Consider the following 26593-nt stretch of genomic DNA (forward strand, 5'->3'; position numbering starts at 1 on the left):
CCGCGACTCAGCGGCGACCGATGATGCCGACGACCGGCGGTGCCTTCTGCTCGACGACCGAGACGCGGAATCCGCCCTGCTGCAGGGAGGCGGATGCCTTGCGCACGATATTGGGGACGAGCTCGGGGCGGTTGGCCTCATAGAAGAGGTAGACCGCGCCGCCCGGCAGCACCCGTTCGTGCAGCAGCGCGACCTCGTCGGAGCAGTCACGCACCCAGAAGAGGTTGACGTTGAAGGCGAAGACCTTGTTCAGCCGCTTGACCGGCACCCGCAAGGTCGCCAGATCGATCTGACGTACGGTCAATCGCCCGGCGTCGACGTACTTCTTGTTGCGACGCTTCGTACGGTCGACTCCCGACTCGCTGCGGTCGATCGCGAAGAGCTTCCCGGTCTGCAAGCGAGCACAGATCAACTCCGCACCCGCGCCCGGGCCGCAGCCGATCTCAAGCACGGAGTCGCTCGGCTGCACGTCCATGAGCTCGACCGCCCACCTGATGCGCGGCGGGATCTGCTGAAGTGGCATGGGGCCAAGACTGCCACTTGGCGATCCGTTCGTCAGGCACCGGCACTCCGGACGAGACGCGGGACTAGGTTTGCCCTGTGACTGAAGTGATGCGAGTGGGCGTTCTCGGCGCCCTCGGGAAGGTCGGGCGCGCTATCTGTGCTGCCGTCGAGGGGGCCGACGATCTGGTGCTGGCGGCAACGCTCGATGCAGGCGACAGCCTGGACGCGCTGCTGACCCAGGAGGTCCAGGCGATCGTCGATTTCACCCACCCCGATGCGGTGATGGCGAACCTGAAATTCTGCCTCGAGCACGATATCCATGCGGTGGTCGGCACGACCGGGTTCACCGACGAACGCCTGTCCACCCTCGAAGATCTCCTGCGCGAGCATCCGAGCACTGGCGTGCTGATCGCGCCCAACTTCTCGATCGGTGCGATCTTGATGATGCGCTTTGCCGAACTTGCGGCGCCGTTCTTCGAGTCGGCCGAGGTCATCGAGTTGCACCACCCCGACAAGGCCGATGCCCCGTCCGGCACGGCCGCGCGTACGGCCGCGCTTATCGCCGCCGCCCGCGAGCGTGCCGACCTGCCGACGCAACCGGACGCGACCTCCACAGGTTTGGAGGGCGCGCGCGGCGCCGATGTCGACGGCGTACGCGTGCACAGCGTGCGGGTGCGTGGGCTGGTCGCGCACCAGGAGGTGGTGTTGGGCACGCCGGGGGAGACCCTGACCATCCGGCACGACTCGCTGGACCGGATCTCGTTCGCGCCCGGGGTCCTCGCCGGGCTCCGGGCGATCGGCTCCCGGCCTGGGCTCACCGTCGGGTTGGACAAGTTCCTCGACCTGCCCTGACGGCAGGGTCTCGACCCTGCTCGACCGACCTGCGAGGTCAGCCCCAGCCCAGGGCGCGTACGGCGGCAGCCACCATCGCGGCCCCGAAGACGACCACGAGGAAGCCCTGTCTCAACAGCAGTGCCACCACCGCGAAGGCCAGGCCCGCGATCCGCGCGTCGAACTGCAACGACTGCCCATCGGCGAACACCTGCACCCCGATCAGCGCGGCCAGCAGCGCCACCGGGATCAGGTCGGCCACGCGCTGGACCAGCGGGTGTTCCAACACGGCCGCAGGCATCGCGAGGCCCGCGTACTTCAACAGATAACAGCCGACGCAGGCGATCAACAACGCGGTCCACGTCATCGGTCCGCCTCCTCGCCGTGGCCGGGCACGTCGGCAGGCCCGGGGATCTCGGTCGGATCCGGGGCCTTGGACAGCACGCCCGCGAGCAGCGCGACCCCTGCCGCGGCCAGCACCGGCACCCCGGCAGGCGTGAGAGGTACGACGCCCAGGGCGACCGCTGCCGCGACGACCGCGACGAGTTGATTGCGCCGGTCCTTCAGACGCGGCCACAGCAACGCCAAGAATGCGGCGCCGACCGCGGCGTCGAGACCGTACGTGCGCGGATCGCCGATCTGATTGCCCACGAGGGCCCCGATCAGCGTGGCGATGTTCCAGAAGACCAGGACGCCGACCCCGGTGGTAAGAAAGCCGGTGCGCACCGCCGGGACGCTTTCGCGAGTCACGCCCATCGCCGTGGATTCGTCGATCAGCAGGTGTGCCGCCGCGGCGCGTCGCCAGCCGTTCCAGCGCAACAACGGCGCCATCCGAAGGCCATAGAGCGTGTTGCGTGTGCCTAGCAGCAGCGCCGTGGCAGCTCCCGACAGCGGTGCTCCACCGGCGGCGGCAACACCGACGAGGGCGAACTGCGAGGCGCCGGTGAACATGACCAGCGACAGCACGCAGGTCTGCAACACCGAGAGTCCGGCGGCCACGGAGACGGCGCCGAACGAGATGCCGTACGTGCCTGTGGCGATCGCTACGGCCATGGAGTCCCGGATGATCGAGCGGCGCTGCCGCTCCCAGTCCGGCGGTGCGCCCAGCGGCAGCGAAGTGCTCATCCCACTCAGCCGATCCGGGTGTGCAGCCGCACCTGCTTGGTCTCGCCCCCCGCATCGTCGGTGGCCAGCGTGCGGTGGGCGCCATCGGGGGCCCAACCGGCCGATTCCAGGAACGTACGCATGGCGTCGTCCGTCGAGTCGACCCAGCACACTGCGCGCACGAAGCGGTCCGCCTGCAGGGTCTCCACGGCTGCCTGCACTAGCCGTGAGCCGTGCCCGAGACCGCGTTTGTCGGAGGCCACGGTCAGTTCGCTGACCTCGCCGTCACGCCCTGGTTCGCAGTCGGGATCGGCCGCAGGAGTCGTCAGGGTGAAGCCGACGATGGTGTTGCGTTCCAGGGCCACCAGGACGCGATTGCGGGCATCGCCGGGCTTGGTCAACGCCGCATGCCACTGCTCGGCAGGCACCGAGAAGTCCTCGGGGACCACGGCGCCGTAGCGTTCCCGCCAGGCTTGCGTCTGCAACGCCGCGATGGCGGCGCTGTCGTCGGACCAGGCGATCCGACACGACACGTCTGCGCTCACCGGGACTCCCCTCTTCGAGTGGTCTTCATGCGATGGCCGACTCGCTCGCGCGTTCCTCGGCTCCGTGGCCCACCGTGATCGAGCCGAGCATGGCCACGATCAGTCCGATCACGACCCAGGGTGTCCAGCCGTCGCGGATCCCATCGCCGAGCCAGAGTACGCCGACCAGGGCCGGTCCGACGGTCTCACCGACCACCATCGTGGCCGTCGAGACGGAGACGTCCGCATTGTCGAGGCCGCGCGAGTAGGCCCAGAAGGCGAACACCCCGAAGAGCACGGCCGCGATCGCTGCGAGGTAGCCGCCAGCGTCGAGCGGCCAGGCCTCCAGGCCGCGCACCGCGATGGCCACGCCGGCGTAGCCCAGACCGGCGAGCAGTCCGAGTCCCGCCCCCGATTTCACTACGCCTGACAACGTCAAGATGCCGAGCAGCACCGACCCGGCCAGGCACGCGGCTCCGTACGACCAGGACATGTCGGTGGACCCGGCGCTTCCGGCGCCTAGCGACAGCATCGCGATGCCGCCGACCACCAGGAGCAGGGCACCCCACTGGCCGGTGGCGACGCGCTCGCTGATCAGGCCCGCGCACAATGCCGTGACCGGCAGTGACATGGCGATGCCCGCCTGGGACAGATACAGCGGAAGCAGCCAGATGGAGACCGCGTGCAGCGCGAATCCGAGGCCGTACATCGCCAAGGTCAGCCAGATCAACGGTTGCCGTACGCCGTCACGGACGAAGGCGACCAGGTCGTCGGTGCCCGAGGGGAGCGTACGGACGGCACGTGCCTGCACGATCGCACCGATGCCGTAAACCAAAGCGGCCCCCAGCGCCGCGGCCAGCCCCGCGATGAAGGCGGCGTCGAAGTGGGCACCCACCGTCAGCGGTAGCGATCGGGAAGCGGCTGGCCGATCGTGACCTGACGCTTGGGCAGACGCAGGAATCGCACCTGCATGCCGCGCATCACCGCGTAGTAGATCGCGCCACGGGTGCTCTCGCCCGGGAATCGCTGCGCGAGTTCGCGGCGCAGCCTGATCCGGGTGAGCACGATGTCGACAATGCCGAGCAGCAACAGGCCGAACGTGATCGAGCTGCCGATCGATACCAGGTTCGGGCGACCTGAATAGCCGAACACCATCGAGATCAGCAGGCCCGGGATCAGCAACTCCAAGAACATCAGCTTGTGGTCGACCCAGTCGCGGATGAACCGGCGCATCGGACCGCGGTCACGGGCCGGCAGATAGCGCTCGTCGCCCCCGCGCATCGCCTCACGCGCCTTGGCGTTGCTCTCCTGCCGAGCGCGCTTGTTGGCCTCCGAGATCTCCTTGCGGGTCCGCGGGACCTTGGCGCGCGCCTTCGCGGCGGCCTCTGCCTCGCGGCGGGTCGGCGTGGGACGCCCCTTGCCGCCGGGTTTGGCGACGGACTGGGTGCTGGGGTCCGTGGTCTGCTCGGACTCTTTTTTGCGATTGAAGAACACGAAGACGCTTTCACTGAAGAGGTGCTTGGGCCTCAGCCTATCGCCGTCACCTCGGAACCCGGCCTCCAGACTTTCCCGCCGCCCACTGTCGGGCTCCTTGCGGTTCCGCCTAGGGTTGTGCGCAGCAGACGGGCCTACCGGCCGCGTCGTACGAACAGGCAATCCCGAGGAAGGCCACCCGCCCATGAGTCTCTGGCAGCGCATCACCATGATCTTCCGGTCGAAGGCCAACAAGGCACTCGACCGCGCTGAAGACCCTCGGGAGACGCTCGACTACAGCTATCAGCGTCAACTCGAACTGCTGGGGAAGGTACGCCGCGGTGTCGCGGACGTCGCGACTAGCCGCAAGCGTGTCGAACTCCAGGTCAATCAGCTCGAATCTCAGGCCCAGAAGCTCACGACCCAGGCCCAGAAGGCCATCGACATGGGTCGCGAAGACCTCGCACGTGAGGCGCTGACCCGCAAGTCCGGCCTCTCGGGGCAGATCGAGGGCCTGCGCGCCCAGCAGGCCCAACTGCAGGGCGAGGAGGAGAAGCTGACCCTGGCCCAGCAGCGCTTGCAGGCCAAGGTCGAAGCCTTCCGTACCAAGAAGGAGACCATCAAGGCCACCTATACCGCCGCCGAGGCGCAGACCCGGATCAACGAGGCGCTGTCGGGCATCGGCGAGGAGATGGGGGATGTCGGCCTGGCCATCCAGCGTGCCGAGGACAAGACGGCGCAGATGCAGGCGCGGGCCGGAGCCATCGACGAACTGATCGCCTCGGGCGCGCTCGACGACGTGACCGCCATCGGGGCCGGCGACGACATCGCGCGTGAACTCGACTCGATGAGTTCCGCCGCAGACGTGGAAGCCGAGTTGGCGCAGTTGAAGGGCGGCTCCAAGCCGGAGGCACTGACCACCTCCAGCGCCGGCGAGCCGATCCTCGAGGCCGAGGCGACCGAGACGGTCGAGGGCGAAAGCCGGCCGAACGCATGATCATCAGGATTCTGGGCGAGGGGCAGTTCGACCTTCCGGGCGAGGCGCTCGACGACATCAACCGCCTCGACGACGCGGTCGCCGCCGCGGTCAGCGCCGGGGACGAGGACGGCTTCGCGGCTGCCCTCGCGACGCTGCTGGAGGCCGTACGCGCCGAGGCCACGCCGCACTTTGCCGAAAGCCTCGACGAGTCCGACGTGATCTTGCCGATGGCCGACGCCACCCTCTCGGAGGTCGCCGACATGCTCAGCGACGAAGGGCTGATCCCCGGCTGACACCGGGATCGGCGCGAGGGGCAGGCGGAGTTGGCACGCACGAGGTTCGTCGGCGACACGGGACTAACCGTGCGCATGACGTCGGTGATGTTCATCCTCGGTGCGCTGTTCGTCGGGCTGATCGTGTCGCTGATGTTTCTGTTCGACCCTCGGTACGCGCCCTTCATCGCGTTGGTCGGGCTTGGCATCGCCTGGTGGCAGTGGTGGTCCTCGGACAAGGTGGCGATGCGGGCCATGCGGGCGCGTGAGGTCACCCCGGAGGAGGCCCCGGAACTTCACGGCATGATCGATCGGCTGTGCGCCTTGGCTGACATGCCCAAACCGCGGGTGGGCATCGCCGACACGCCGATGCCCAACGCCTTTGCCACCGGGCGCTCACCGGATCGAGCAGTGGTCTGCGTGACGACAGGCATCCTCGGTCTGCTCGACACCGAGGAACTCGAGGGGGTTCTGGCCCACGAACTCTCCCACGTGGCGCACCGCGACGTGCTGGTGATGACGATGGCCTCGTCGGCCGGGATCGTGGCCGGCATGTTGACCCGTTCAGCACAGTGGGGCGGGCTGGGCATGAGCAACCGTCGCTCCGGCAACAACGGGGGAGGCGCCCCCGCGTACCTCATCGCGTTGGCGGTCAGCCTCCTCGTGTATGCGATCAGCTTCTTCCTGACGCGACTGCTCTCGCGCTACCGAGAACTGTGCGCCGACCGATCAGGTGCCTACCTGACGATGAAGCCCGGTGCGCTCGCCTCAGCCCTGCAGAGGATCACCGGTGGCATCAACACCATTCCCAAACAGGACCTACGCGCCTCCAGCCCGCTGAACACGTTCTTCATCGCGCCGGCGATCTCCGGAGCGACCTTGCGCACGTTGACCTCGACGCATCCGTCGTTGGAGCAGCGGCTGGAACAGCTGGCCAGGATCCAGGCCGAACTAGGCCGCCCCGGTGTGTGAGTAGGCAACGACATGGGTTTGTGGCGCGACGTTCTCGGGCGGCGCCGGGAGGTGCCGCCCAATCTCGATCGGCTCTTTCTGGTGCCCTCCGCGGCTATCACGTTGGAGACCGCTCTTGGCCTGACACCGACCGGTGAGGGCTCGGTGTGCTTCCGTGCGCCGGGAGGCGCGGCGTACCAACTGCTCGAGCGTGACCTGGTGCAACTGCTCGGCGACGCCAGGGTGAGCAGCGTCCAGGATTCGTACGGCTTCACCTGGCTGGTGCTGCGCGGACAAGACGACGCCGACGGCACCCGCCTGGACTCTCTGTGCACCGACCTGCACGCGGTGAACACCACGTTGGAGAGTCAGGACTTCGACTCCGGACTCTTGTGCACGCTGGTGCTCTTCGCGGACCCGAGTGGTCGACGGGTGGGGCTGGTCTACCTCTACAAGCAGGGGACGTTCTATGCGTTCGCGCCCCACGGTCACGACGAGCGCGACAACCTGACCGAGATCCAGATCCGGGACGCGCTCGCCGAAGAGATGCCGATGGAGCCCGACATGGCCCGGTGGCTGGCCCTGTGGGGGGCGCCCGGGCTGTCCGGTTGAGGCCGCCCGGCCTGTGCCCTGCCGGTTTCAGTCGCGGTGGGACTTGCCCGGCAGCGCCAACATCCGGTCGAGAGCAACCTTGGCCTCGGCCTGAGTCGTCGGGTCCACCTCGATGCGGTTGACCACGACCCCGTTGACCAACGACTCCATCGCCCAGACCAGGTGCGGCAGGTCGATCCGGTTCATCGTGCTGCAATAGCAGACGTTGCGATCCAAGAAGACGATCGTCTTGTCGGGATGCGCGTCAGCCAGCCGCTTGACCAGGTTGAGTTCGGTGCCGATCGCCCACACCGAGCCAGCCGGAGCCGCCTCGATGGTCTTGATGATGAACTCGGTCGAGCCGATCAGATCGGCCTTCAGGACGACCTCGTGGGTGCACTCGGGGTGCACCAGGATGTTGATGCCGGGGTGCTTGTCTCGCAACTCGTCGACGACGTCGGGCGAGAAACGCCCGTGCACCGAACAATGCCCCTTCCACAAGATCATCCTGGCCGCCTGCAACTGCTCGGCGCTGAGCCCTCCGTGCGGCAACAACGGGTTCCAGACCACGCACTCGTCGAGCCCGATGCCGAGCTTGAGCACGGCCGTGTTGCGCCCCAGGTGCTGGTCGGGGAAGAAGAGGATCTTGGCGTCCGGCTTCTGCTCGAAGGCCCACTCCAGCGCGACGTCGGCGTTGGAGGACGTGCAGACCACGCCGCCGTTGCGACCGCAGAAGGCCTTGATGTCGGCAGAGGAGTTCATATAGGTCACCGGCACGACCGAGCCCTGCACGCCGGCGTCCGCCAAGGCGTCCCAGGCGTCCTCGACCTGGGTCAGCCGGGCCATGTCGGCCATCGAGCAGCCCGCCGCGAGGTCGGGGAGGACCACGATCTGGTCGTCCCCGGTGAGGATGTCGGCGGACTCGGCCATGAAGTGCACGCCGCAGAAGACGATGAACTCGGCATCCGGACGCGCCGCCGCGTCGCGCGCGAGTTTGAACGAGTCGCCGGTGACGTCTGCGAACTGGATCACCTCGTCGCGCTGGTAGTGGTGACCCAGCACGAAGACCCGTTCGCCCAGCGCATCCTTCGCCGCCGCCGCTCGCGCCACCAGGTCCGGGTCGGAGGGCGCGGGCAGGTCGCCTGGACACTCGACCCCGCGTTCGGAGTTGAGGTCACGACCCTTGCCCAAGGGCAGCAGCGGCAGATCCACGGTGCTCATGGTCGAATCCTAGGCGGCGGCACCGACCGTCGGTCCTGGGTCAGCCCCAGTGGGTGAAGTACGCGCCGATGAGCCCGGGCAGGAGCCCGAAGACCAACCAGGGCGAGAGCGGCGAGCGGCGGTGGATCAGCAGCGCCACCGTGACCGCCACGAAACCGAACATCGTGGCCACGACGAGGAGCCCGATCTTCACGCCGTTCGTGGCGTGATCGGCCGTGATCGCGACCAATGCGATGCCGAGTGCCAGATGCTCGATGGTGATGAAGGCCAGCGACGACAAGATGATCCGCTGGACGCGCTCGATGTTGGAATGGCGACGCACGGGGCGCGGCTGACCGGGCACCATCAGGTGCTTGCGTGGCGGGGGCGTCGAGGTGGTCACGGGTCTCACAGAAAGGTCGCGTGGGGGACGTACGGTGCGGGCACCGCGAGGTGGCGCACTGCAAGGAAACCACGTGGGTGGATCTCCAGCCGAACCGCCACCGCGATGTCCAGCGCCCAGGCGTTCGCGGGTGTGACATGTCCCATCTCCACGGCCCTGTCCGGCGCGGACGAGGCGAGCACCTCCCAGGTCAGCGCCGCAGCCGCTCGGCGACTCGTCGCCGCCAGGGCCAGCAGATTCCCGGTCGGGGTGGCGTACGCGTACCCGCTCCCACTCGACCGATCGATCACCACCAATCGATGCAAGCGCGCCAGCAACCCATGATCGGTGCCATGCGCAGCCCCGCGGGTGCGGCGATCGATCGAGTCCATCAACTCGAAGTCGCCAGGCCCCCCGTCTCGGACGTGGGCGATCCCGGCAGGCAACAGGGAGCGCTCGACGTGACCCCGAAGCGTGATTTGTGGGTGGAGGTCGAAACCGGCCTGACGATAACGACGCAACGCACCTTGATCCTGCGAGGCGTTGAACATGCCGCGCAGACAGCCCCGGCCGTGCGCCAGGGCCGCGTCCAGGAGCACCCGACCGACGCCTTGCCCCTGCGCACGCGGACTGACTGCGTACGACGCCAGGATCCACATGAGTTCGCGCACCATCGAGGTCGCGAAGCCCACGACCTCCCCTTGGCTCTCGGCGACCCAGCAGCCACCCGGATCGGTGGCCAGCAGGTGCGCGGTTCGCTCACGCCACACCTGTGCGCGATCCTGCGTACGCGGGGTCGGGTCGGGCCACGCACGTGCGTACGTCCGGCGGTCGACCTCCAGGTACGCAGCCGACGAGATCGCCTCACAGGCCGCGACATCGTCGCCGCGCATCGGCCGCACCACCAGGTCGCTCATACCGGGCAGCCTGTCAGGATGTGGGGATGCGTGTCCTGATCGCCCCCGACAAGTTCGCCGGCACGCTTACGGCGAACCAGGCTGCCGAAGCGATCGCGCTCGGCTGGGCCAGTCAGGCGCCCGGCGACGAACTGGATCTCGCGCCGATGTCCGATGGCGGGCCTGGGTTCGTCGACGTGCTGCACGCCGCACTGGGGGGCGAACTCCTGGCGACAGCCGTCCCCGGCCCCTTCGACGACCAGTTCGTCCCCGCCACCATGCTGCGCGTCGAAGACACTGTCTACCTCGAGTCCGCGCAGTCCGCCGGGCTGGAACTCACGGGCACCGAGCGCGCCGAGGAAGCCAGCAGCTATGGCGTGGGTGTCCAGGTGGCCTGGGCGGTGGGGCTCGGCGTACGCCGGATCGTCGTCGGCCTTGGTGGCACCGGGACCACCGACGGGGGAGCGGGGTTGCTGGGTGCTCTGGGTGCTCGCGCCGATGTGCCCCTCGATGAGGGCGTACGCGGGCTCGACGAGGTCAATGAAGTCGACCTCGCACCCGCTCTTGCGGCACTCCAGGACGTCGAATTGGTGGTCGCCTCCGACGTCGACAGTCCCCTCACCGGCATGTTCGGCGCAGCCAAGACCTTCGGCCCCCAGAAGGGGCTCGACCCGGACCGGATCGCCCCGGTCGACGCCGCGCTCGAGCGATTCGCCCAGGCGACGGATCGGCGTACGTCCCTCCTGCCGGGCGCGGGAGCCGCGGGCGGGTTGGGCTTCGCATTGATGGCGTTGGGGGCGACACGTGAGCCGGGCATCGCGCTGGTGGCCCGGGCCGTACGCCTGGCCGAGCGCGCTCGCGCCGCTCGGGTCGTGGTTACCGGGGAGGGCGCCTTCGACTTCTCCAGCCGTTCGGGCAAGGTGCCGTACGGCGTCGCGGAGATCGCCGCCGCCGCGTTGCGACCCTGTGTGGCGATCGCGGGCCGAGTCGACGTGGGCAACCGTGAGATGCGGGCGCTGGGGATCGAATCGGCGTACTCACTGACCGAGATAGTCGGTGCCGAGCGGGCCATGAGTGAGCCCGCGGAGGCGCTCGCGGAAACCGCGGCGCGGGTGGCGCGCTCCTGGTCGCACTGACCTGATTGCGACATGCGGGGAATAACCCGACGTGTGCGACCATTGGGAGAGGTAGTCGCAATCCAGTCGAGAAACTTCAGGGAGTCACCGATGACCGAGCAGGTCGAAACCGAGCGCCGCACCGACCAGATCAACCTGAGCCCGGTGGCGGCCGCGAAGGTCAACAGCCTCCTCGAGCAGGAGGGCCGCGACGACCTGGCTCTGCGCATCTCCGTGCAGCCGGGTGGGTGCAGCGGTCTGCGCTACCAGCTCTTCTTCGATGAGCGCACCCTCGACGGTGACGTCGTGACCGACTTCGACGGCGTCCACGTCGTGGTCGACCGGATGAGCGTGCCCTACCTCAACGGCGCGATGATCGACTTCGTCGACACCATCGAGAAGCAGGGCTTCACCATCGACAACCCCAACGCCACGGGTTCGTGCGCGTGCGGTGACTCGTTCCACTGAGTCAACGGCTTTATCAGCCGCTCTCGACTGGCCCAGCAGGATCGGGTCAGTCGAGATGCAATTCCAGAGCGTTCGCGAGCCGTACGGCGGCGGCGTCGATGGTGATTTCGCGCTTGGGCACCTCGCGCGGGTAGTCCTCGAAGTGGATGCTCGGCGCCGGGGTCATCACTTTGCGCGCCGCGCGGGCCAGGTGCGGCATCCGCGCCCCGAGGGCCTGGCAGTCGGCCGTCATCTCGGCGGGCGTGGACATCTCGTCGTAGATCCGGGGCATGGCATCGCTCATGGGCTCGACGATAAGGATTACCGACGAGTACCCGAAGGCGTACCGAAGAGTAGGTTGGCGTGTCGCGCGGACTAGGGGATCGCGCTGTCGACAAGTAGCGTGCTCTTACGTGTCGCTCTTGATCGCAGGCTCCATCGCAACCGACCACTTGATGACCTTCGGTGGCAAGTTCTCCGACTCGTTGATGGTTGACGCGCTGCACAAGCTCTCCGTCTCGTTCCTGGTCGACGACCTGGAGATCCGACGCGGGGGAGTAGCGCCCAACATGTGCTTCGGCCTGGCGCGTCTGGGCGTACGCCCCGTGCTGGTCGGCGCCGCGGGTGAGGACTTCGCCGACTACCGCTCGTGGCTGGAGCGGCACAACGTCGACTGCGCCTCCGTGCTGATCTCCTCCACCAAGCACACCGCGCGCTTCGTGTGTACGACCGACTCCACGATGGCGCAGTTCGCCTCCTTCTATCCGGGTGCGATGAGCGAGGCCCGGTTGATCGAGTTGGCACCGATCGTCGAGCGGGTCGGTGCGCCCGAGTTCGTACTGATCGGTGCGGACGACCCCGAGGCCATGCGTCGGCACACCCACGAGTGCCGCCAGCGCGGCTACGACTTCATCGCAGACTGCTCTCAGCAGTTGGCGTTCAGCGACGGAGAACTGATCCGCGACCTGATCGAGGGCGCCGCGATCTTGTTCAGCAACGAGTACGAGTCACACCTGATCGAGTCCAAGACCGAGTGGACCGCCGACGAGGTGCTCTCCAAGGTCGGCACCCAGGTCACCACGCTGGGCGCCGACGGCGTACGCATCCGTCGTGCCGGCCAGGACGACATCGTCGTGGCGGCTGTGCAGGATGTGACGGCCGTCGAGCCGACCGGTGTGGGTGACGCATTCCGGGCCGGCTTCCTGGCCGCCCTGTCCTGGGGGCTGGAGTCGGAGCGCGCGGCCGAGGTCGGATGCGTGCTCGCGGCTTACGTCGTGGAGACGGTCGGCACTCAGGAGTACGCGTTCACGCACGAGGAGTTCGTGGCGCGGGTGCGCAATTCGTACGGCGACGCGTCCGCCGAGATCATCGCCGCTCACCTCTGAGGAGTCCGCAGCGATCACCGCCGGATCGACGTCAGGACACGCGCCTGACCCGATAGCGCGCCACTCCGTCGAGGGCAGCGTCCTCTCCGAGGTACTCCTGGCCACGCAGGCGACACCATGCGGGGATATCGACCCGGGCCGCTGGATCCTCGGCGATCACGGCGAGCGTCTCGCCGACACCCACCTCGTGGAGGCGCTTGGCCAGCTCGATGACGGGCAGTGGGCAGAGCATTCCTCGACAGTCGAGTTCTCGTTCGGTCACACCCCGGCCTCCCTGCGCAAAGTGGCGATGACCTCGGTGACGGCTGTGCAGAAGCTGCGACTTGGGCACGCGTCGTAGTGCGGCCCAACGACACGCGTACGTTGCCGTGCGTCAGCGCGCCCATCGCGGCCAGCACATGGCTGGGCTCCAGCGAGGACGCGGTGCAAGCAGAGCCACTGGCGACGCCGAAACCACGGCGGTCGAGCTCGCGCACCAACGCCTCGCCGTTGACATAGAGCGCGGAGAACGTCACCAGGTGGGGGAGCCGAGCGTCTGGGTGCCCCACGACGTCGACGTCGGGCACCTGCGCCATCCGGGTGCGGATCACGGCGGTCAGGTCGCGCTGTCGCGAGCCGACCTCCTCGCGCTCCGACACGACTGCTTGGAGCGCGGCTGCGGCGGCGAGAGCGGCCGGCACATTCTCGAATCCCGTCGTACGCGGGTCGGCGCGATCGTCGTCGGGAAACGGCGGGCGCCAACGCGTCCGCTGCCGTACGAGCAACACCCCCACGCCCGCCGGTCCGCCCCACTTGTGCGCCGAACCGGCCGCGCTGGCCCACCCGGACGGCAGTGGGAGTCGTCCCATCGACGCACACGCGTCCAGGAACAGCGGCGCTGGTGACGACGCGGCCAACTCGGCGACCGGTTGCACGGTGCCGACCTCGTGATTCGCGGTCTGGCAGGCGATCACGTCCGCCTCGGCGGGCATCGCCGACAACACGACCCGGCCCTCGCGGTCCACCGGCACACTCGTCGGATCGCCGCCCCAACGCGCGGCGTGGATCACCGACGAATGCTCCACGGCCGTGTGTGCGATGACCGCTCGTCGGGCGCCCGGCCGGACCAGACCCAGCAGTCCCAGACGTACGGCATGGGTTCCGCTCGGCGTGAAGGTCACCTCGTCGGGGCGTACGCCCAGAGCCGACGCGGTGACCTCGCGCGCGTTGTCCAGCAGCAACCGCGAATCGCGTCCACGCCGATGCAGCCGACGCGGGTCGGCATAGGCGCGATCGAGCGCGGCAAGGAGGACTTCGCGGGCCGCCGGGTGGAGTGGTTCACCCGACGCGGAGTCCAGATCGACGAAGTCGCTGTCCACGTTGTGGAACCTACCGGTCGAATTCGTCCAGACCCGCACCCCCGGTCCCTCTTATGGGCCTGGATTCCGCTAGTCTGCGCAAGAGTTAGGGCCGTACGAGAGAGAGGCTCCCTGTGGGCGTGCCTGTGGGTGTGCAATCAGCCAAGGAGATGACTCGTCGTTGGCGACGCCGGAGCACGGCGGTCGTCATCGGATTGTCGCTGCTGTTGCTGGCTGGTTGCTCCGAGGAAGACAAGAACCAACTGCGTCATTACGCCTTCCCAGGCGATGACCCGCGAAACGCCACGGCGCAATCGCACTACATCTTCGACCTCTGGAAATGGGGTTGGATCGCAGCGATGATCACCGGCGTCATCGTGTGGGCGCTGATCTTCTACGCGTGCTGGGCCTTCCGCCGCCGCAGCGACGACGAGATCCCGGTGCAGACGCGCTACAACCTGCCGCTGGAGATCTTCTACACGTTGGCGCCGGTCATCATGGTCGTCGTCTTCTTCTTCCACACCGTGCAGGCGCAAAACGGCATCCTCAAGGATGTCGAACCCGACAACACCGTCGAGGTCGTCGGCTTCCAGTGGAGTTGGACGTTCAACTATCCCGATCAGCCAGCCGGTGAAGGCAAGAACATCTGGGAGTCCGGTGTGGCGGGTCCGCTGCCGACGCTCTACTTGCCGGTCAACGAGACCACGCAGTTCAACCTGAACTCGCCTGACGTCGTGCACTCCTTCTGGATCCCTGGCTTCCTGATGAAGATGGATGTCATTCCTGGCAAGGTCAACCACTTCCAGGTGAAGCCGCAGCAGATCGGTGAGTTCGCCGGCAAGTGCGCTGAGTTGTGTGGTGTCTCGCACTCTCGGATGCTGTTCAACGTCAAGGTCGTCTCGCGTGCCGACTTCGACGCCTACCTCGAGAAGCAGGCTGCGGCGGGCAACACCTCCGACGAGCCGATCCTCGGCAACCCGCACGTCATCACCCAGGCTGGGCTCAAGACCGACGAGTCAGGAGCAGAAGAGTGACCGCCACCGCTGCCACGCCGACCACCACGTCGGCCGCACCTACCAAGGGTCAGCAGGTCGTACGCCTGCTCACCACGACCGACCACAAACTGATCGGCAAGCTCTATCTGGTCACGGCCTTCTCGTGGTTCCTGATCGCCGGTGTGATGGCGCTGATCATGCGCAGCGAGTTGGCGTTCCCCGAGAACCAGCTCGTCAGCGACGAGGTCTTCAACCAACTCTTCACCATGCACGGCACGATCATGTTGCTGATGTTCGCGACGCCGTTGTTCTTCGGCTTCGCCAACGTGCTGATGCCGTTGCAGATCGGTGCGCCCAACGTCGCGTTCCCGCGCCTGAACATGCTGTCGTACTGGCTCTACCTCTTCGGTGGCCTGATCGCGGCGTCAGGCTTCCTGACCCCGGGCGGTGCGGCCAGTTTCGGCTGGTTTGCCTACACCCCGCTGTCGGATGCCGTACGTTCGCCGGGCGTCGGCGGTGACCTGTGGATCATGGGGCTGTGGATGGCCGGTCTCGGCACGATCCTCGGTGGCGTCAACTTCATCACCACGATCATCTGCATGCGAGCCCCCGGTATGACCATGTTCCGGATGCCGATCTTCACCTGGAACACGCTGGTTACCAGCCTCCTCGTGCTGATCATCTTCCCGATCCTGGCCGCCGCGTTGCTGGCCCTGGAGGCCGACCGCCAGCTCGGGGCGCACGTCTTCGACCCCTCGCACGGTGGCCCGATCCTGTGGCAGCACCTGTTCTGGTTCTTCGGTCACCCTGAGGTATACGTCCTGGCGATCCCGTTCTTCGGTGTGGTGTCCGAGATCATCCCGGTCTTCAGCCGCAAGCCGATCTTCGGCTACGTCGGCCTGGTCGGCGCGACGCTGGCCATCGCGATGCTGTCCGTGGCCGTGTGGGCCCACCACATGTTCGTCACCGGTTCTGTGGACCTGGCGTTCTTCTCCGGCATGACGTTCTTGATCGCGGTGCCCACGGGGGTGAAGTTCTTCAACTGGATCGGCACCATGTGGGGCGGCTCCCTGTCGTTCGACACTCCGATGCTGTGGACGGTCGGCTTCTTGACCACCTTCTTGTTCGGTGGTCTTACCGGTGTCATCTTGGCGTCGCCGCCGCTGGACTTCCACGTGTCCGACTCCTACTTCGTGGTGGCGCACTTCCACTACGTCGTCTTCGGCACCGTGGTGTTCGCGATGTTTGCGGGCTTCTACTTCTGGTGGCCCAAGATGACGGGGCGGATGCTCGACGAGAAGCTCGGCAAGATCCACTTCTGGCTGCTGTTCTTCGGCTTCCACCTGACGTTCTTGATCCAGCACTGGCTCGGGGTCGAGGGCATGCCGCGTCGTTACGCGGACTACCTGCCCAGCGACGGGTTCACGCTGCTCAACCAGATCTCGACGGTCGGCTCGTTCCTGCTGGCGCTGTCGTCCCTGCCGTTCTTCCTCAACGTCTACAAGTCGCGCAATGCGCCGCTCGTGGGCGTGGACGACCCGTGGGGCTGGGGACGCTCGCTCGAATGGGCCACGAGTTGCCCGCCGCCGCGTCACAACTTCCACACGCTCCCGCGGATCCGTTCGGAGTCGCCTGCCTTCGATCTGCACCACCCCGAAGTGGCTGCGCTCGAGTTGGAGCAGAACGACGCCGCTCGCCACGGTGACCCCGCGGACGCACCGGAGATGGCGGGCCGCGAGGACATGCTCGAAGGCCGCACCGGCCATGAGATCGCTGACGATTCGGAGGACAACCGCTGATGAAGATCGAGACCTGGATCTTCACGATCACCGCAGGATTCTTCCTGCTGGTCACCCCGGGGTACTGGCTGGCCACGGCCGCAAGCGCCGGTGAGCGCGGCGGTGCGCTCTCGGGCGGTGGCGACTGGACCGGCACTGTGGCACTCGCCATGACGTTCCTGCTCGCCGCCATGGTCGCTCTCTATCTGGGCTTCCATGCTCGTCAGATGGACGAGCGTCCAGAGGACAACAAGCAGGGCGAGATCGCCGACGGCGCTGGGGAGCTCGGGTTCTTCCCGCCGTACTCCTGGTGGCCGTTGTGGTGCGCGCTGTCGCTGGGCGTCATCGTGCTCGGCATTGCGGTTGGTGCCTGGTGGATGGTGATCATCGGCTTCGGTCTCGGTGGCCTCGCGCTCAGTGGCCTGGTGTTCGAGTACTACCGCGGCGAACACGCGCACTGAAACCTCATCGACGCAACGCCCGAGCTACGGCTCGGGCGTTGCGCATTTGTGGTGCGGGTAGGGCGTGGTCACGATGACCGCCCGGGCGCGCTGGAATCGGCGGCAGCGGCAACATCGCCGCCCGGTCGGCGTCAATCAAATCGCTCGGCGCGGCCTTGATCGTGCGGACCGTCCGGGCGTTCGCCTGGCCCAGCCAGTCGGTGAACTGGGTGTTGAAGTCGGCCGGTGAGGTGAACGTGCGACCTGGCATAAAGGAGGTCTCGAACCAGCCGTTGCGGCGTTCCACCACGCCCTTGGACTCAGGGTCTCGCGGCGGCAGCAACACGAGCTTGGTGGCCAGGGTGCCCATGAACGCGGCGACACCCTCGGCGCGACGTGGGCCGCGCCCGATGCCGGGCTCGTTGTCCCAGATCAGCCGCCGCGGGACCCGGCCCAGTTGCTGGATCAGCTCCCACGAGCCCAGCAGCAGGTCCTCGGTCTTCCGCGTCGGGATCATCCGTGCGGTCACGAACCGCGAATGTGCCGCAGTGATCACCAGCACCGGCAACAGCTTCGTGGTGCCATCCTCGAGCGGGATCTTCCTGGGCGGGAACCACAGATCGCACTGCGCCGCGTCACCCGCAGTCCAAGTGATCCGATCCGCGGGGTCGACGGGGCGGTGCTCGGGACGCAGCCGCCGCACGTTCTCGCTGAACCACCGGATCGAGCCCGTCCAGCCCACCCGCTCGGCCAGCACCGTGGCCGGCATGTCCGGAACCTCGATTAACAGCGCCCGCACGTGCGGCTCGTACTCCGTGAACGACGTCGGCCCCGGCGTCCGCACGTACCGCGGCGGCGCGTCCGAATTCACCGCCTTGATGACCGTGGTCCGCGAGATCCCCAGCCGCTCGGCGATCCGCGCCTTCGGCACCCCATCCGCAGCCAGCCTTCTGATCAGCGCCCAGTCCTCCAAAGTGATCACACTCCAATCGTTGAGTGCTCACTTTTCACCGCCGAAACTGTTCAGTTTTCGAGCGCCGCCGACAACTGGCAAGACGCCCGTGGAGGGGTCGGCACCATCTGGCGGGTTGCCCACGCGGACGATGCCAAGGACCGTTCGACGGAACGAAACGTCGAGAAGCCGGCGAGTTCGGTCTCGCGTCCCGGTTGGGTGATCCCCGTGGGCCTAGAGGCGGCAAGTGCGTCGGTGTATCGGGCCACGACCGACTTCTTGGAATCGATGAAGGAAGCCGCCATTCCACTGCGGGGTGCTCTGAGGCGTACTACGACCACACCCTGAAGCTTTCGGGCACCACTGCCACCTATCGCGCCGTCTTCCACAGCGACTGCGTCTACAAAGGGGTGACCACCATCTTGAAGGTCAGTTGGACACCGCAGTGAAACCACGCTGAGTCCAAAGGGATGAGGCGCAGAGGGGATGACCGAGCAGAAGAGCCCCGACAAGCATGAGGGGCGAAGCTCCAGTGGAGCCCGCCCCTCATGCTTGATCTGATCCGAGGTTCAGTGACCGCCTCGCAGCGGCACGTCGTCGGTGTTGCGCAGGTTGTGATCGTCGAACTCGTGACCGGCTGCGGGGTGGTCGAGGCCTTCCTGCAACTGGGCCTCGTGTTCGGCGTGGTGGTGCGCCTCCTCGAGTTCGGCAGCGGTCGGCTTGTCGACGTCGTCGCCGAACATCCGCTTGGAAAGCGTCGCCCGGATGCGCTGGCCGCGAGTGCCGGGGGAGGGGATGCCGTTGTCGTCGGTCTCCGACTCCAACGAATACACCTCGGGACGCTCGCGTGCGGTGAGGGTGTAGGCGCTCTCCTCATTGATCGGCAGGTGCCGCTCGGAGTAGCCGCCCTCGGCCGAGCGCATGATGATGCCGGTCTCATAGCCGTGCAGCAGTTTGTCGTTGTCCGCACGCTGCAAGGAGATGCACCAACGCTTGGTGAAGATGAACACGATCACCGGGATCACGAAGATCGCCACCCGCATGAAGTATGTGATCGAGTTCAGGCTGAGATGGAACTGCGTGGCCAGGATGTCATTGCCACCTGCGGCCCAGAGCAGGCCGTACAGCGTCACCATCGCGGCGAAGAACGCGGTCCGGTTGGGCGCGTTGCGCGGACGTTCGAGCAGGTGGTGGTCGCGCTTGTCGCCCTTGACCCACGCCTCGATGAACGGGTAGGCGAGGAACGCGGCAAACATCGCCACGGGCGCGATCTGGCCGGGAATCATCACGTTCCAGGAGATCGTGTGTCCGAAGATGTGCGTCTCCCAGCCCGGGAAGATGCGCAGCAGGCCTTCGGCCACACCCATGTACCAGTCAGGTTGGGAGCCGGCCGTCACCTTCGAGGGGTCGTACGGGCCGTACTTCCATACCGGGTTGATCGTCAGCAGGCCACCCATCAGGGCGGTGAAGCCGAACACGATGAAGAAGAAGCCACCCGCCTTGGCCAGGTAGACCGGGAGCATCGGGTAACCGACGACGTTCTCCTCGGTGCGGCCAGGACCGGCCCACTGCGTGTGCTTGTGGTAGACGAGCAGCAGCATGTGGGCGGCGATCAGCGCCAAGATCAGGGCGGGGATCAGCAGGATGTGGGCCATGTAGAGGCGCGAGACGATGATGTCGCCGGGGAACTCGCCGTCGAACATGAAGAACGACATATAGGTGCCCAGCAGCGGTGTTGCCTTGACCAGACCGTCGGCGATCCGCAGGCCGGTGCCCGAGAGCAGGTCGTCGGGAAGGGAGTAGCCCGCGAAGCCCTCCAGGATGCCGAGGAGGAGCAACAGTCCACCGATGATCCAGTTGATCTCACGGGGCTTGCGGAACGCACCGGTCAAGAAGACGCGCATCATGTGCACGAACATCGCGGCGATGAACAGCATCGCGGCCCAGTGGTGCATCTGACGCATCAACAGTCCGCCGCGGATGTCGAAGGACAGTTCGAGGGTCGAGGCGTACGCGTGCGACATCTCGACGCCGCGCAACTGGCTGTAGGAGCCTTCGTAGACGGTCTCACCCATGCTCGGGTTGAACCAGAACGTCAAGAACGTGCCGGTGAGCAGCAGGACGACGAAGCTCCACAGCGCGATCTCGCCGAGCATGAAGGACCAGTGGTCGGGGAAGACCTTGCGTAGGTTCTTCTTCATCATGCTCGCGAGACCGAGGCGGTCGTCGGCCCAGGTGGCGGCAGCGCCGGCCTTGCCGGGCTTGGTGGCCGTCGCGGCGTCGGTCGAGTTGCTCGTGGCGACCTTGCTGGTGTCGATGCGGCTCATAGCGAGTCCTTCGAGTCGCGCTCCCAGAAACTGGGGCCGACGGGTTCGTGGAAGCCTTCTGGTGCGATGAGGTAGCCCTCGTCGTCGACAGCCAACTTCAGTTGCGGCAACGCCCGTGCGGCCGGACCGAAGACGACTCGGCCGTTGTCGGCCAGGTCGAACGTCGACTGGTGGCAGGGGCAGAGCAGGTGGTGCGTCATCCGCTCGTTGAGCGCGATCGGGCAGCCCACGTGCGTGCAGATCTTGGAGTAGCACACGATGCCGTCGACGTCCCAGTTCTCACCGTCGGGACGCGACTTGATGTCCTTGGGGGGCATCCGCAGCAAGATGATCGCCGACTTGGTCTTCTCGACCAGGATGTCGTGACCGTGTAGGTAGTGCACGCCCGGACGCGGGTTGGCGACAGGGACCAACGGCTCCGGCTCGGCATTGACCAGGTCGCCGACCTCGAGGTCGCTGGGCTTGATCGGCGTGCCGACCACGTCGCGTACGACTCGCAGTCCGCCCTCGTCCCAGATCGTCTTGAGCAACGCGTCACCAGGCAGGGGACCGAGATCGCGCAGCATCACCAGCGGCGCGATACCCGCGAGGCCGACGGCGCCGAGCAGGGTGTTGCGTACGAGGGGGCGCCGACCGAGGCCGGACTCCTCGGCGCCGAGCTTGAGGATGTTGAGGGTTTCCGCGCGGTCCTCGTCCGACGACGCGGCCGGATGCCGCATTTCGACGATCTCGTGGTCACCCATGAGCTTGCGCGCCCACTGGATGATGCCGATGCCGATGCACAGGAACGCGCCGGCGAGCGTTGAGCCGAGCAGCACGTTGGAGGCACCGAGACCCAAGATGGTGTCGGGGTCCTCGCCGATCGCGAAGGAGAAGTAGCACACGACGAACGCGACGACGAACGCCATCGCGGCAAGGAAGAGCCCTGCGACCTGGCGCTCGGCGCGCTTCTCCGCGGCGCTGTCGACGTCGGTCGGACGCGGCCGGTGGGGCGCCAATCCCGGGTCGGGGATCGGTTCGGCGTGTTCGTTGCGGGTCACCACCGCCTTGTCGTGGTCGCTCACGCGTTCACCTCTTCAGTGTCGTTCTTGGAGGCACGCGTGGTGTGTGCCGCGATCCAGACGGCGAACCCCACGAGGCCGCCGATGCCGAACAGCCAGGCGAACATGCCCTCGGAGACCGGGCCGAGGCCACCGAGGCTGAAGCCGCCGTAGCCGGGGTTCTCCTCCAGTGATTTCAGGTACGCGATCACGTCACGCTTCTCGTCGGGCGACAGGTTGCCGTTGGAGAAGACGTCCATGTTGGACGGGCCGGTCAGCATGGCCTCGTAGATGTACTTGGACTCGACGCCACGGATCGTGGGGGCGTACCCACCGTTGGGCATTGCGCCGCCGGAGCCCTCGAAGTTGTGGCAGGCGGTGCAGTTGGTCAAGAAGATCTGCCCACCCCGCGTCACCGCGGCCTCCAACTCCTCGTCGCTGAGGCCGTCGGTGGAGTACTCGGAACCGTCCGGAATCGCCGGGCCGGGGCCGAGGGAGGCGACATACGCGGCCAGCGCGGCGATGTCTTCCTCGCTGTAGACCACAGGCTTGCGCGGCGCCTGGGCGTCGGGGCGCGCCATCGGCATCCGACCGGTGCCGACCTGGAAGTCCACGGCGGCGGCGCCGGCGCCGACCAGCGGCGGGCCGTAGTTGGTTCCCGAGACGCGCTGCTTGCCCTCGCCGTTGAGGCCGTGGCAGTACGCGCATCCCTGGATGAAGAGCTCGCGACCCTTGGCTACTAGTGCCGTGTCCGACTCGGCCTGCGTGGCCTGGGCGGGGGTGAACAGGGTGTAGAGCCCACCGGCCGCCACGAGGCCGAGCAACATCAAGATGAAGCCCGCGAAGCGGCCGCGACGATGACGGGAGATCCGTCCGGCGGTTCGGTTCAACAAACGCACGTCAAGTCCAATCTCAGGTGGGCTGCGAGGATCATTTGATCAGGTAGATGGCGGCGAACAAGGCGATCCAGACGACATCGACGAAGTGCCAGTAGTAGGACACGACGATGGCGCTGACCGCCTGCTCGTGAGTGAAACGCCGCGCAATATAGGTGCGCCCGAGCACGAAGAGGAAGGCGATGAGGCCACCGGTCACATGGATGCCGTGGAAGCCGGTGGCGAGATAGAACAGGGTGCCGTAGGCCGACGACGGGATCGTGAGGCCGTGGTGGACGAGTTCGGCGTACTCGAACGCCTGGCCGCCGATGAAGATCGAGCCCATGATGAACGTGAGGATGAACCACTCGCGCAGGCCCCACCCTGCGACCTTCCACACGGGCCCGGTGCGACCCACCTGGCCACGTTCAGCGGCGAAGACGCCGAGCTGGCAGGTCACCGAGGAGAGCACCAGGATGATGGTGTTGACCGAGGAGAACGGCACGTTCAATAGCTGAGTCTCCTGCGCCCACAAGGGCTCGCTCACCGAGCGCACGGTGAAGTAGGCCGCGAACAGTGCCGCGAAGAACATCAGCTCGCTGGAGAGCCAGATGATCGTGCCCACGCTGACCATGCTGGGTCGGTCGTGATGCCCGTGAAGTCGGGATGCCGGGAGAGCCGCTGCTGTCGCCACGGGCCTCATTATGACGATCCTTCGGCCCCTTGGCATCCCGACCCCCCGATTCGTGGACGTATCCTGGTCAGTGTGTGCCTTGGCCTGCCGTCGATGAGCCTGATCAGCCCCCTGCTCGCCTCGTCGGAGGCGGCGGGAGATCTCTCGCTGCCGCCCTTCACCTGGGGACGTGCGTTCACCGGTTGGGGTCTGGATCCCTACATGTTCGTCCTCACGGTGTGGGTCTGCGGGCTGTATCTGCTCGGGGTACGCACCCTGCGTGCTCGCGGTGACCATTGGCCCATCTCCAGGACCCTGTTCTTCTGCCTGGGGGGCATGGGGACGTTCTTCTTCGCGACCTCGTCGGGGATCGGTCGTTACGACACGACGCTGCTCAGCGCCCACATGATCCAGCACATGCTGATCACGATGGGTGCTCCGCTGTTGCTGGCGCTGGGCGCCCCGGTGACGCTAGCCCTGCGTACGTTGCCCAAACGCGGCCGGGCGGTGCTGCTGGCGGTGTTGCACTCGCGCGTCGCGAAGGTCCTCACCTTCCCCCCGTTGGTGTTCGCCCTGTTCGTCTTGAGCCCCTGGGCGCTGTATTTCTCCGGTTGGTACGAGGCCAGCTTGAACTCCGAGTACATCCATGAGATGACGCACGTGCACCTGATGCTGACCGGGTCGCTCTTCTTCTGGCCCCTGGCCGGGATCGACCCGGTGCCGGGCCGGGTGGGTTATCCCTTCCGCGTCCTGATGGTCTTGATGACGTTGCCGTTCCACGCGTTCTTGGGCATCACGATCATGGACCAGAACACCCCGCTGGCGGGTGACTACTATTCCGCGCTGCGAGAGGGACCGATGGGTTCCTGGCTGCCGCCGATGCTGGAGGATCAGCACTTGGCCGGAGGGATCCTGTGGGCCACCGGCGACCTGTTCGGCCTGCTGCTCTTCCTCGTGCTGTTCACCCAGTGGGTCCGGGCGTCGATGAAAGAGGCGGCGCGAGAAGACCGTCGGCTGGACCTCCTGGAAGCGCGGCATCGGTGAGTGGGCGGTAGCATGCCGGGCGTGAGTGACTCCGCGAATCCGCAGCCTCTCAAGGTGCTCGTCTACAGCGACGACGTGAACGTACGCCAGCAGGTGATCTTGGCGTTGGGCCGTCGTCCCCACCCCGACCTTCCCGAGGTCGAGTACGTCGAGGTAGCGACCGAGCCTGTCGTACTGCAGAACATGGATGCGGGCGGCATCGCCTTGGTGATCCTCGACGGGGAGGCCGTCCCCGCCGGCGGAATGGGCATCGCTAAGCAGCTCAAGGACGAGATCTACAAGTGTCCTCCGGTGCTGGTTCTGACCGGCCGACCCCAGGACGCGTGGTTGGCGACGTGGTCGCGCGCAGAGGCAGCCGTGTCTCACCCGCTCGACCCGATCCAGTTGGCAGAGACCGCGGTGGGCCTGCTGCGTTCACGCGTTCCGGCCACCTCCTGAAGACGTGAGTTCCACCTGGGCGGACATCCTGACCGCCTTGATCTCGCATGCGGATCTGCAGCCTGACCAGGCGCGCTGGGCGATGGGACAGATCCTGGAAGGCAATGCGACGCCGGCCCAGATCGCGGGCTTCGCGGTGGCGCTGCGTACCAAGGGTGAAGTGGCCGCCGAGATGACCGGGCTGGCCGACGCGATGCTGTCCGCCGCGAACCAGATCCAGGTGGAGGGCCGACTGCTCGACGTAGTGGGCACCGGCGCAGACCGTTCGATGTCGGTCAACATCTCCACTATGTCCGCGATCGTGGCTGCCGGTGCCGGTGTCACGGTGGTCAAGCACGGCAACCGGTCGGCGTCGTCGCTGTGCGGCTCGGCCGACGTGCTGGAGGCTTTGGGCGTACGCCTGGATCTGCCTCCTGAACGCGTTGGCGAGGTGGCGCGCGAAGCGGGCATCACGTTCTGCTTCTCGGCGGTCTTCCACCCCGCGATGAGGCATGCGGCGGTGCCGCGCCGCGAGCTCGGTGTCGGGACGGCCTTCAATTTCCTCGGCCCGCTGACCAACCCCTCGCGTCCCGCCGCTCAGGCGATCGGATGCGCCGATCCACGAATGGCGCCGGTCATGGCGCAGGTGTTCGCCGACCGTGGTGTCGATGCTTGGGTCTTCCGTGGGGATGACGGACTCGACGAACTCACCACCACCACGACCTCCCAGGTCTGGTGGGTGCACGACCACCAGGTGCAACACACCTCCTTGGAACCTTCGGTCCTCGGCCTGGCTCCTGCCACGACCGAGCAATTGCGCGGTGGTGACCCGGCTTTCAACGCGGAAGTGACCAGGCGGCTGTTGGCCGGCGAACCAGGACCGGTACGTGATGCGGTGCTGCTCAACGCGGGTGCGGCGCTCGCCGTCCACGGATCCCCTGACATCGCTCCTGCGGAGGCGATCGGGGCGGGCATTACGCGTGCTGCTGAGTCGATCGATTCCGGCGCTGCCGGTGAGAGCCTGGACCGGTGGATCGAGGCGACCACCGCCTGAACGGCGGTCGTGTCACAGGTCGAGGGCGTACGCCTCGCCATCGCGGCGAAACGCCTGCGGCAGCCGCGAGTAGTAGGGGTTGACCATGCCCGGCGGAGTCACCACACGGGTGAAGCCGCGTGCGCGCAATCGGTCGACACGCGACCAGACGAACTCGCCGGGGGAGAAGTCGCGGAAACGCGGCGTGACGTAGTCGAGTTGGACTCGCGCCACTTCGCCGTCGGGCCGGATCAGCACGATCCCGACGGTCTCGTCCCCGCGTAGCACCTGGAAGGCCAGGTCATCGGGCTGGGTGCCCGCGAAGCCCGGATAGAACTTGCGCAACTCGTCGAGGTGCACGTTCAGGAAGTGCTGGAAGTACGCATCGCGCGGGGCCACTTCCAGCACCTGGAAGGCATCCTCGTCGTGGCGTTCGCGCAGGAGCCGGACCAAGAAGAACAGATTGATCAGGCTGGTCGCCACGTTCATGCCGACCATCGGCCACACCTGGATCAAGGCATTGAAGGTTGCCAGAGAGATGCACGCGAGCAGGTTGAGCGCGCGCAACCGCAGGACCCGGGTTTGCAGCAGCGAATAGATCAGCAGGGCGCTGCCGCACCAGCCGAACAGAGAGAGCCAATTGTCGGCCAGCCATTCCACCTGGGCGAGATTAGTGGGCGTCCGGCCTGGCGGTCAGTATCGCCGCCGCCGCCAGTCGAGTCGGCGGGAACTCAGGCTCAGTCCAGCCCAAGCGAGAATGCGGCTTCGAGGTCGTGGCGCGAATAGGCGCGGAACGCGATGTGAGTCTCGGTGGAAAGCACGCCTGGGACCTTGTTGAGACGGTCGGCCACGACGCGTGCCACGTCCTCGTGCTGGCGGACCCGCACGAGTGCGATGAGGTCGATCTGTCCGGTGACGGAGTAGACCTCGCTCACCCCTTCGAGCGCCGCGATGCCCTCGGCGACCTCGGGAATGGACGCGACGTCGGCCTTCACGAAGACGATGGCGGTGATCATGGTCTCAGCCTA

At 66.8% G+C, this 26593-nt stretch carries 32 protein-coding genes and 1 pseudogene; 14 read left to right on the top strand and 19 right to left on the bottom strand.

Going from position 1 to position 26593, the window contains the following annotated elements:
• Positions 1-7 precede the first annotated feature (7 nt).
• Complete coding sequence (locus V9G04_05245; GenBank protein MEI2712703.1) at positions 8-523, bottom strand: class I SAM-dependent methyltransferase; 516 nt, start codon at positions 521-523, stop codon at positions 8-10.
• 86 nt (positions 524-609) lie between these two features.
• On the opposite strand from V9G04_05245, the gene dapB reads away from it, so the two are divergent.
• A complete protein-coding gene (gene dapB, locus V9G04_05250; GenBank protein ID MEI2712704.1) occupies positions 610-1356 on the top strand; it encodes a 4-hydroxy-tetrahydrodipicolinate reductase in 747 nt (248 codons plus the stop codon).
• A 37-nt stretch (positions 1357-1393) separates the two neighbouring features.
• Here dapB and V9G04_05255 read toward each other — a convergent pair whose 3' ends face one another.
• Genes V9G04_05255 through V9G04_05275 form a run of 5 tightly spaced genes read right to left on the bottom strand, consistent with a single transcriptional unit; the run spans position 1394 to position 4457 of the window.
• Positions 1394-1702 (bottom strand): AzlD domain-containing protein, encoded by a 309-nt coding sequence (locus tag V9G04_05255; protein MEI2712705.1) that lies wholly within the window; start codon positions 1700-1702, stop codon positions 1394-1396.
• A complete protein-coding gene (locus V9G04_05260; protein ID MEI2712706.1) occupies positions 1699-2460 on the bottom strand; it encodes an AzlC family ABC transporter permease in 762 nt (253 codons plus the stop codon). The genes V9G04_05255 and V9G04_05260 overlap by 4 nt, the downstream gene beginning before the upstream one ends.
• Before the next feature lie 5 nt (positions 2461-2465).
• On the bottom strand, positions 2466-2984 hold the full coding sequence (locus V9G04_05265; GenBank protein ID MEI2712707.1) for a GNAT family N-acetyltransferase: 519 nt from the start codon (positions 2982-2984) through the stop codon (positions 2466-2468).
• 25 nt (positions 2985-3009) lie between these two features.
• Positions 3010-3858 (bottom strand): hypothetical protein, encoded by an 849-nt coding sequence (locus V9G04_05270; protein MEI2712708.1) that lies wholly within the window; start codon positions 3856-3858, stop codon positions 3010-3012.
• A 2-nt stretch (positions 3859-3860) separates the two neighbouring features.
• Positions 3861-4457 (bottom strand): DUF3043 domain-containing protein, encoded by a 597-nt coding sequence (locus tag V9G04_05275; protein MEI2712709.1) that lies wholly within the window; start codon positions 4455-4457, stop codon positions 3861-3863.
• 184 nt (positions 4458-4641) lie between these two features.
• On the opposite strand from V9G04_05275, the gene V9G04_05280 reads away from it, so the two are divergent.
• From V9G04_05280 to V9G04_05295, 4 genes are read left to right on the top strand one after another with little or no spacing between them, the layout of a single operon-like run.
• A complete protein-coding gene (locus V9G04_05280; protein MEI2712710.1) occupies positions 4642-5433 on the top strand; it encodes a PspA/IM30 family protein in 792 nt (263 codons plus the stop codon).
• Positions 5430-5708: a hypothetical protein gene (locus tag V9G04_05285; GenBank protein MEI2712711.1), complete on the top strand. Its 279-nt coding sequence runs from the start codon at positions 5430-5432 to the stop codon at positions 5706-5708. Before V9G04_05280 ends, V9G04_05285 begins: the two co-directional genes overlap by 4 nt.
• A 30-nt stretch (positions 5709-5738) precedes the next feature.
• Positions 5739-6659, top strand: a complete 921-nt coding sequence (gene htpX / locus V9G04_05290; GenBank protein MEI2712712.1) for a zinc metalloprotease HtpX — start codon at positions 5739-5741, stop codon at positions 6657-6659.
• Positions 6660-6671: 12 nt separating this feature from the next.
• Positions 6672-7250 (top strand): hypothetical protein, encoded by a 579-nt coding sequence (locus tag V9G04_05295; GenBank protein MEI2712713.1) that lies wholly within the window; start codon positions 6672-6674, stop codon positions 7248-7250.
• A 27-nt stretch (positions 7251-7277) separates the two neighbouring features.
• Here the strand turns inward: V9G04_05295 and nadA are convergent, their stop codons facing one another.
• The 3 genes from nadA to V9G04_05310 are packed head-to-tail and all read right to left on the bottom strand — an operon-like array spanning position 7278 to position 9728.
• The gene (gene nadA / locus V9G04_05300) at positions 7278-8450 is read right to left on the bottom strand and encodes a quinolinate synthase NadA (GenBank protein ID MEI2712714.1); all 1173 of its coding nucleotides are present in this window, start codon (positions 8448-8450) and stop codon (positions 7278-7280) included.
• Positions 8451-8490: 40 nt separating this feature from the next.
• Positions 8491-8832, bottom strand: a complete 342-nt coding sequence (locus V9G04_05305) for a hypothetical protein (protein MEI2712715.1) — start codon at positions 8830-8832, stop codon at positions 8491-8493.
• Between the two features lie 5 nt (positions 8833-8837).
• A complete protein-coding gene (locus tag V9G04_05310) occupies positions 8838-9728 on the bottom strand; it encodes a GNAT family N-acetyltransferase (GenBank protein ID MEI2712716.1) in 891 nt (296 codons plus the stop codon).
• Positions 9729-9754: 26 nt separating this feature from the next.
• On the opposite strand from V9G04_05310, the gene V9G04_05315 reads away from it, so the two are divergent.
• Positions 9755-10843 carry a glycerate kinase gene (locus V9G04_05315; protein ID MEI2712717.1) on the top strand — a complete coding sequence of 363 codons (1089 nt, stop codon included), beginning with the start codon at positions 9755-9757 and terminating at the stop codon, positions 10841-10843.
• A 90-nt stretch (positions 10844-10933) separates the two neighbouring features.
• The gene (erpA, locus tag V9G04_05320; GenBank protein ID MEI2712718.1) at positions 10934-11290 is read left to right on the top strand and encodes an iron-sulfur cluster insertion protein ErpA; all 357 of its coding nucleotides are present in this window, start codon (positions 10934-10936) and stop codon (positions 11288-11290) included.
• A 46-nt stretch (positions 11291-11336) separates the two neighbouring features.
• On the opposite strand, the gene V9G04_05325 is transcribed toward erpA, so the two are convergent.
• A complete protein-coding gene (locus V9G04_05325; protein MEI2712719.1) occupies positions 11337-11573 on the bottom strand; it encodes a hypothetical protein in 237 nt (78 codons plus the stop codon).
• A 109-nt stretch (positions 11574-11682) separates the two neighbouring features.
• On the opposite strand from V9G04_05325, the gene V9G04_05330 reads away from it, so the two are divergent.
• Complete coding sequence (locus V9G04_05330; protein MEI2712720.1) at positions 11683-12654, top strand: carbohydrate kinase family protein; 972 nt, start codon at positions 11683-11685, stop codon at positions 12652-12654.
• 31 nt (positions 12655-12685) lie between these two features.
• Here the strand turns inward: V9G04_05330 and V9G04_05335 are convergent, their stop codons facing one another.
• On the bottom strand, positions 12686-12886 hold the full coding sequence (locus V9G04_05335) for a sulfurtransferase TusA family protein (protein MEI2712721.1): 201 nt from the start codon (positions 12884-12886) through the stop codon (positions 12686-12688).
• A 145-nt stretch (positions 12887-13031) separates the two neighbouring features.
• Positions 13032-14051: pseudogene (locus tag V9G04_05340) on the bottom strand (aminotransferase class V-fold PLP-dependent enzyme).
• Between the two features lie 110 nt (positions 14052-14161).
• On the opposite strand from V9G04_05340, the gene coxB reads away from it, so the two are divergent.
• From coxB to V9G04_05355, 3 genes are read left to right on the top strand one after another with little or no spacing between them, the layout of a single operon-like run.
• Entirely contained in the window at positions 14162-15025 is an 864-nt protein-coding gene (gene coxB / locus V9G04_05345; GenBank protein ID MEI2712722.1) for a cytochrome c oxidase subunit II, read from the top strand.
• Positions 15022-16785 carry a cytochrome c oxidase subunit I gene (gene ctaD, locus V9G04_05350; protein ID MEI2712723.1) on the top strand — a complete coding sequence of 588 codons (1764 nt, stop codon included), beginning with the start codon at positions 15022-15024 and terminating at the stop codon, positions 16783-16785. Before coxB ends, ctaD begins: the two co-directional genes overlap by 4 nt.
• The gene (locus tag V9G04_05355; protein ID MEI2712724.1) at positions 16785-17225 is read left to right on the top strand and encodes a cytochrome c oxidase subunit 4; all 441 of its coding nucleotides are present in this window, start codon (positions 16785-16787) and stop codon (positions 17223-17225) included. The genes ctaD and V9G04_05355 overlap by 1 nt, the downstream gene beginning before the upstream one ends.
• Before the next feature lie 4 nt (positions 17226-17229).
• On the opposite strand, the gene istA is transcribed toward V9G04_05355, so the two are convergent.
• The 5 genes from istA to V9G04_05380 form a co-directional block, all read right to left on the bottom strand.
• A complete protein-coding gene (gene istA / locus V9G04_05360; GenBank protein MEI2712725.1) occupies positions 17230-18186 on the bottom strand; it encodes an IS21 family transposase in 957 nt (318 codons plus the stop codon).
• A gap of 539 nt (positions 18187-18725) precedes the next feature.
• Positions 18726-20483, bottom strand: a complete 1758-nt coding sequence (locus V9G04_05365; GenBank protein MEI2712726.1) for a cytochrome bc complex cytochrome b subunit — start codon at positions 20481-20483, stop codon at positions 18726-18728.
• Positions 20480-21547, bottom strand: coding sequence for a Rieske 2Fe-2S domain-containing protein (locus V9G04_05370; GenBank protein ID MEI2712727.1), 1068 nt, complete (start codon positions 21545-21547; stop codon positions 20480-20482). The genes V9G04_05365 and V9G04_05370 overlap by 4 nt, the downstream gene beginning before the upstream one ends.
• On the bottom strand, positions 21544-22350 hold the full coding sequence (locus tag V9G04_05375; protein MEI2712728.1) for a c-type cytochrome: 807 nt from the start codon (positions 22348-22350) through the stop codon (positions 21544-21546). The genes V9G04_05370 and V9G04_05375 overlap by 4 nt, the downstream gene beginning before the upstream one ends.
• Before the next feature lie 103 nt (positions 22351-22453).
• Entirely contained in the window at positions 22454-23101 is a 648-nt protein-coding gene (locus V9G04_05380) for a heme-copper oxidase subunit III (protein MEI2712729.1), read from the bottom strand.
• Positions 23102-23185: 84 nt separating this feature from the next.
• On the opposite strand from V9G04_05380, the gene V9G04_05385 reads away from it, so the two are divergent.
• From V9G04_05385 to trpD, 3 genes are read left to right on the top strand one after another with little or no spacing between them, the layout of a single operon-like run.
• Complete coding sequence (locus V9G04_05385) at positions 23186-24115, top strand: cytochrome c oxidase assembly protein (protein MEI2712730.1); 930 nt, start codon at positions 23186-23188, stop codon at positions 24113-24115.
• Positions 24116-24127: 12 nt separating this feature from the next.
• Positions 24128-24553 (top strand): hypothetical protein, encoded by a 426-nt coding sequence (locus tag V9G04_05390; GenBank protein MEI2712731.1) that lies wholly within the window; start codon positions 24128-24130, stop codon positions 24551-24553.
• A gap of 4 nt (positions 24554-24557) precedes the next feature.
• Positions 24558-25586, top strand: coding sequence for an anthranilate phosphoribosyltransferase (gene trpD, locus V9G04_05395; protein MEI2712732.1), 1029 nt, complete (start codon positions 24558-24560; stop codon positions 25584-25586).
• 12 nt (positions 25587-25598) lie between these two features.
• Here trpD and V9G04_05400 read toward each other — a convergent pair whose 3' ends face one another.
• Entirely contained in the window at positions 25599-26225 is a 627-nt protein-coding gene (locus V9G04_05400) for a hypothetical protein (protein MEI2712733.1), read from the bottom strand.
• 77 nt (positions 26226-26302) lie between these two features.
• Positions 26303-26581 carry an Lrp/AsnC ligand binding domain-containing protein gene (locus V9G04_05405; protein ID MEI2712734.1) on the bottom strand — a complete coding sequence of 93 codons (279 nt, stop codon included), beginning with the start codon at positions 26579-26581 and terminating at the stop codon, positions 26303-26305.
• Positions 26582-26593 lie beyond the last annotated feature (12 nt).

This window comes from Nocardioides sp., from assembly GCA_037045645.1.
Classification (GTDB): domain Bacteria; phylum Actinomycetota; class Actinomycetes; order Propionibacteriales; family Nocardioidaceae; genus Nocardioides.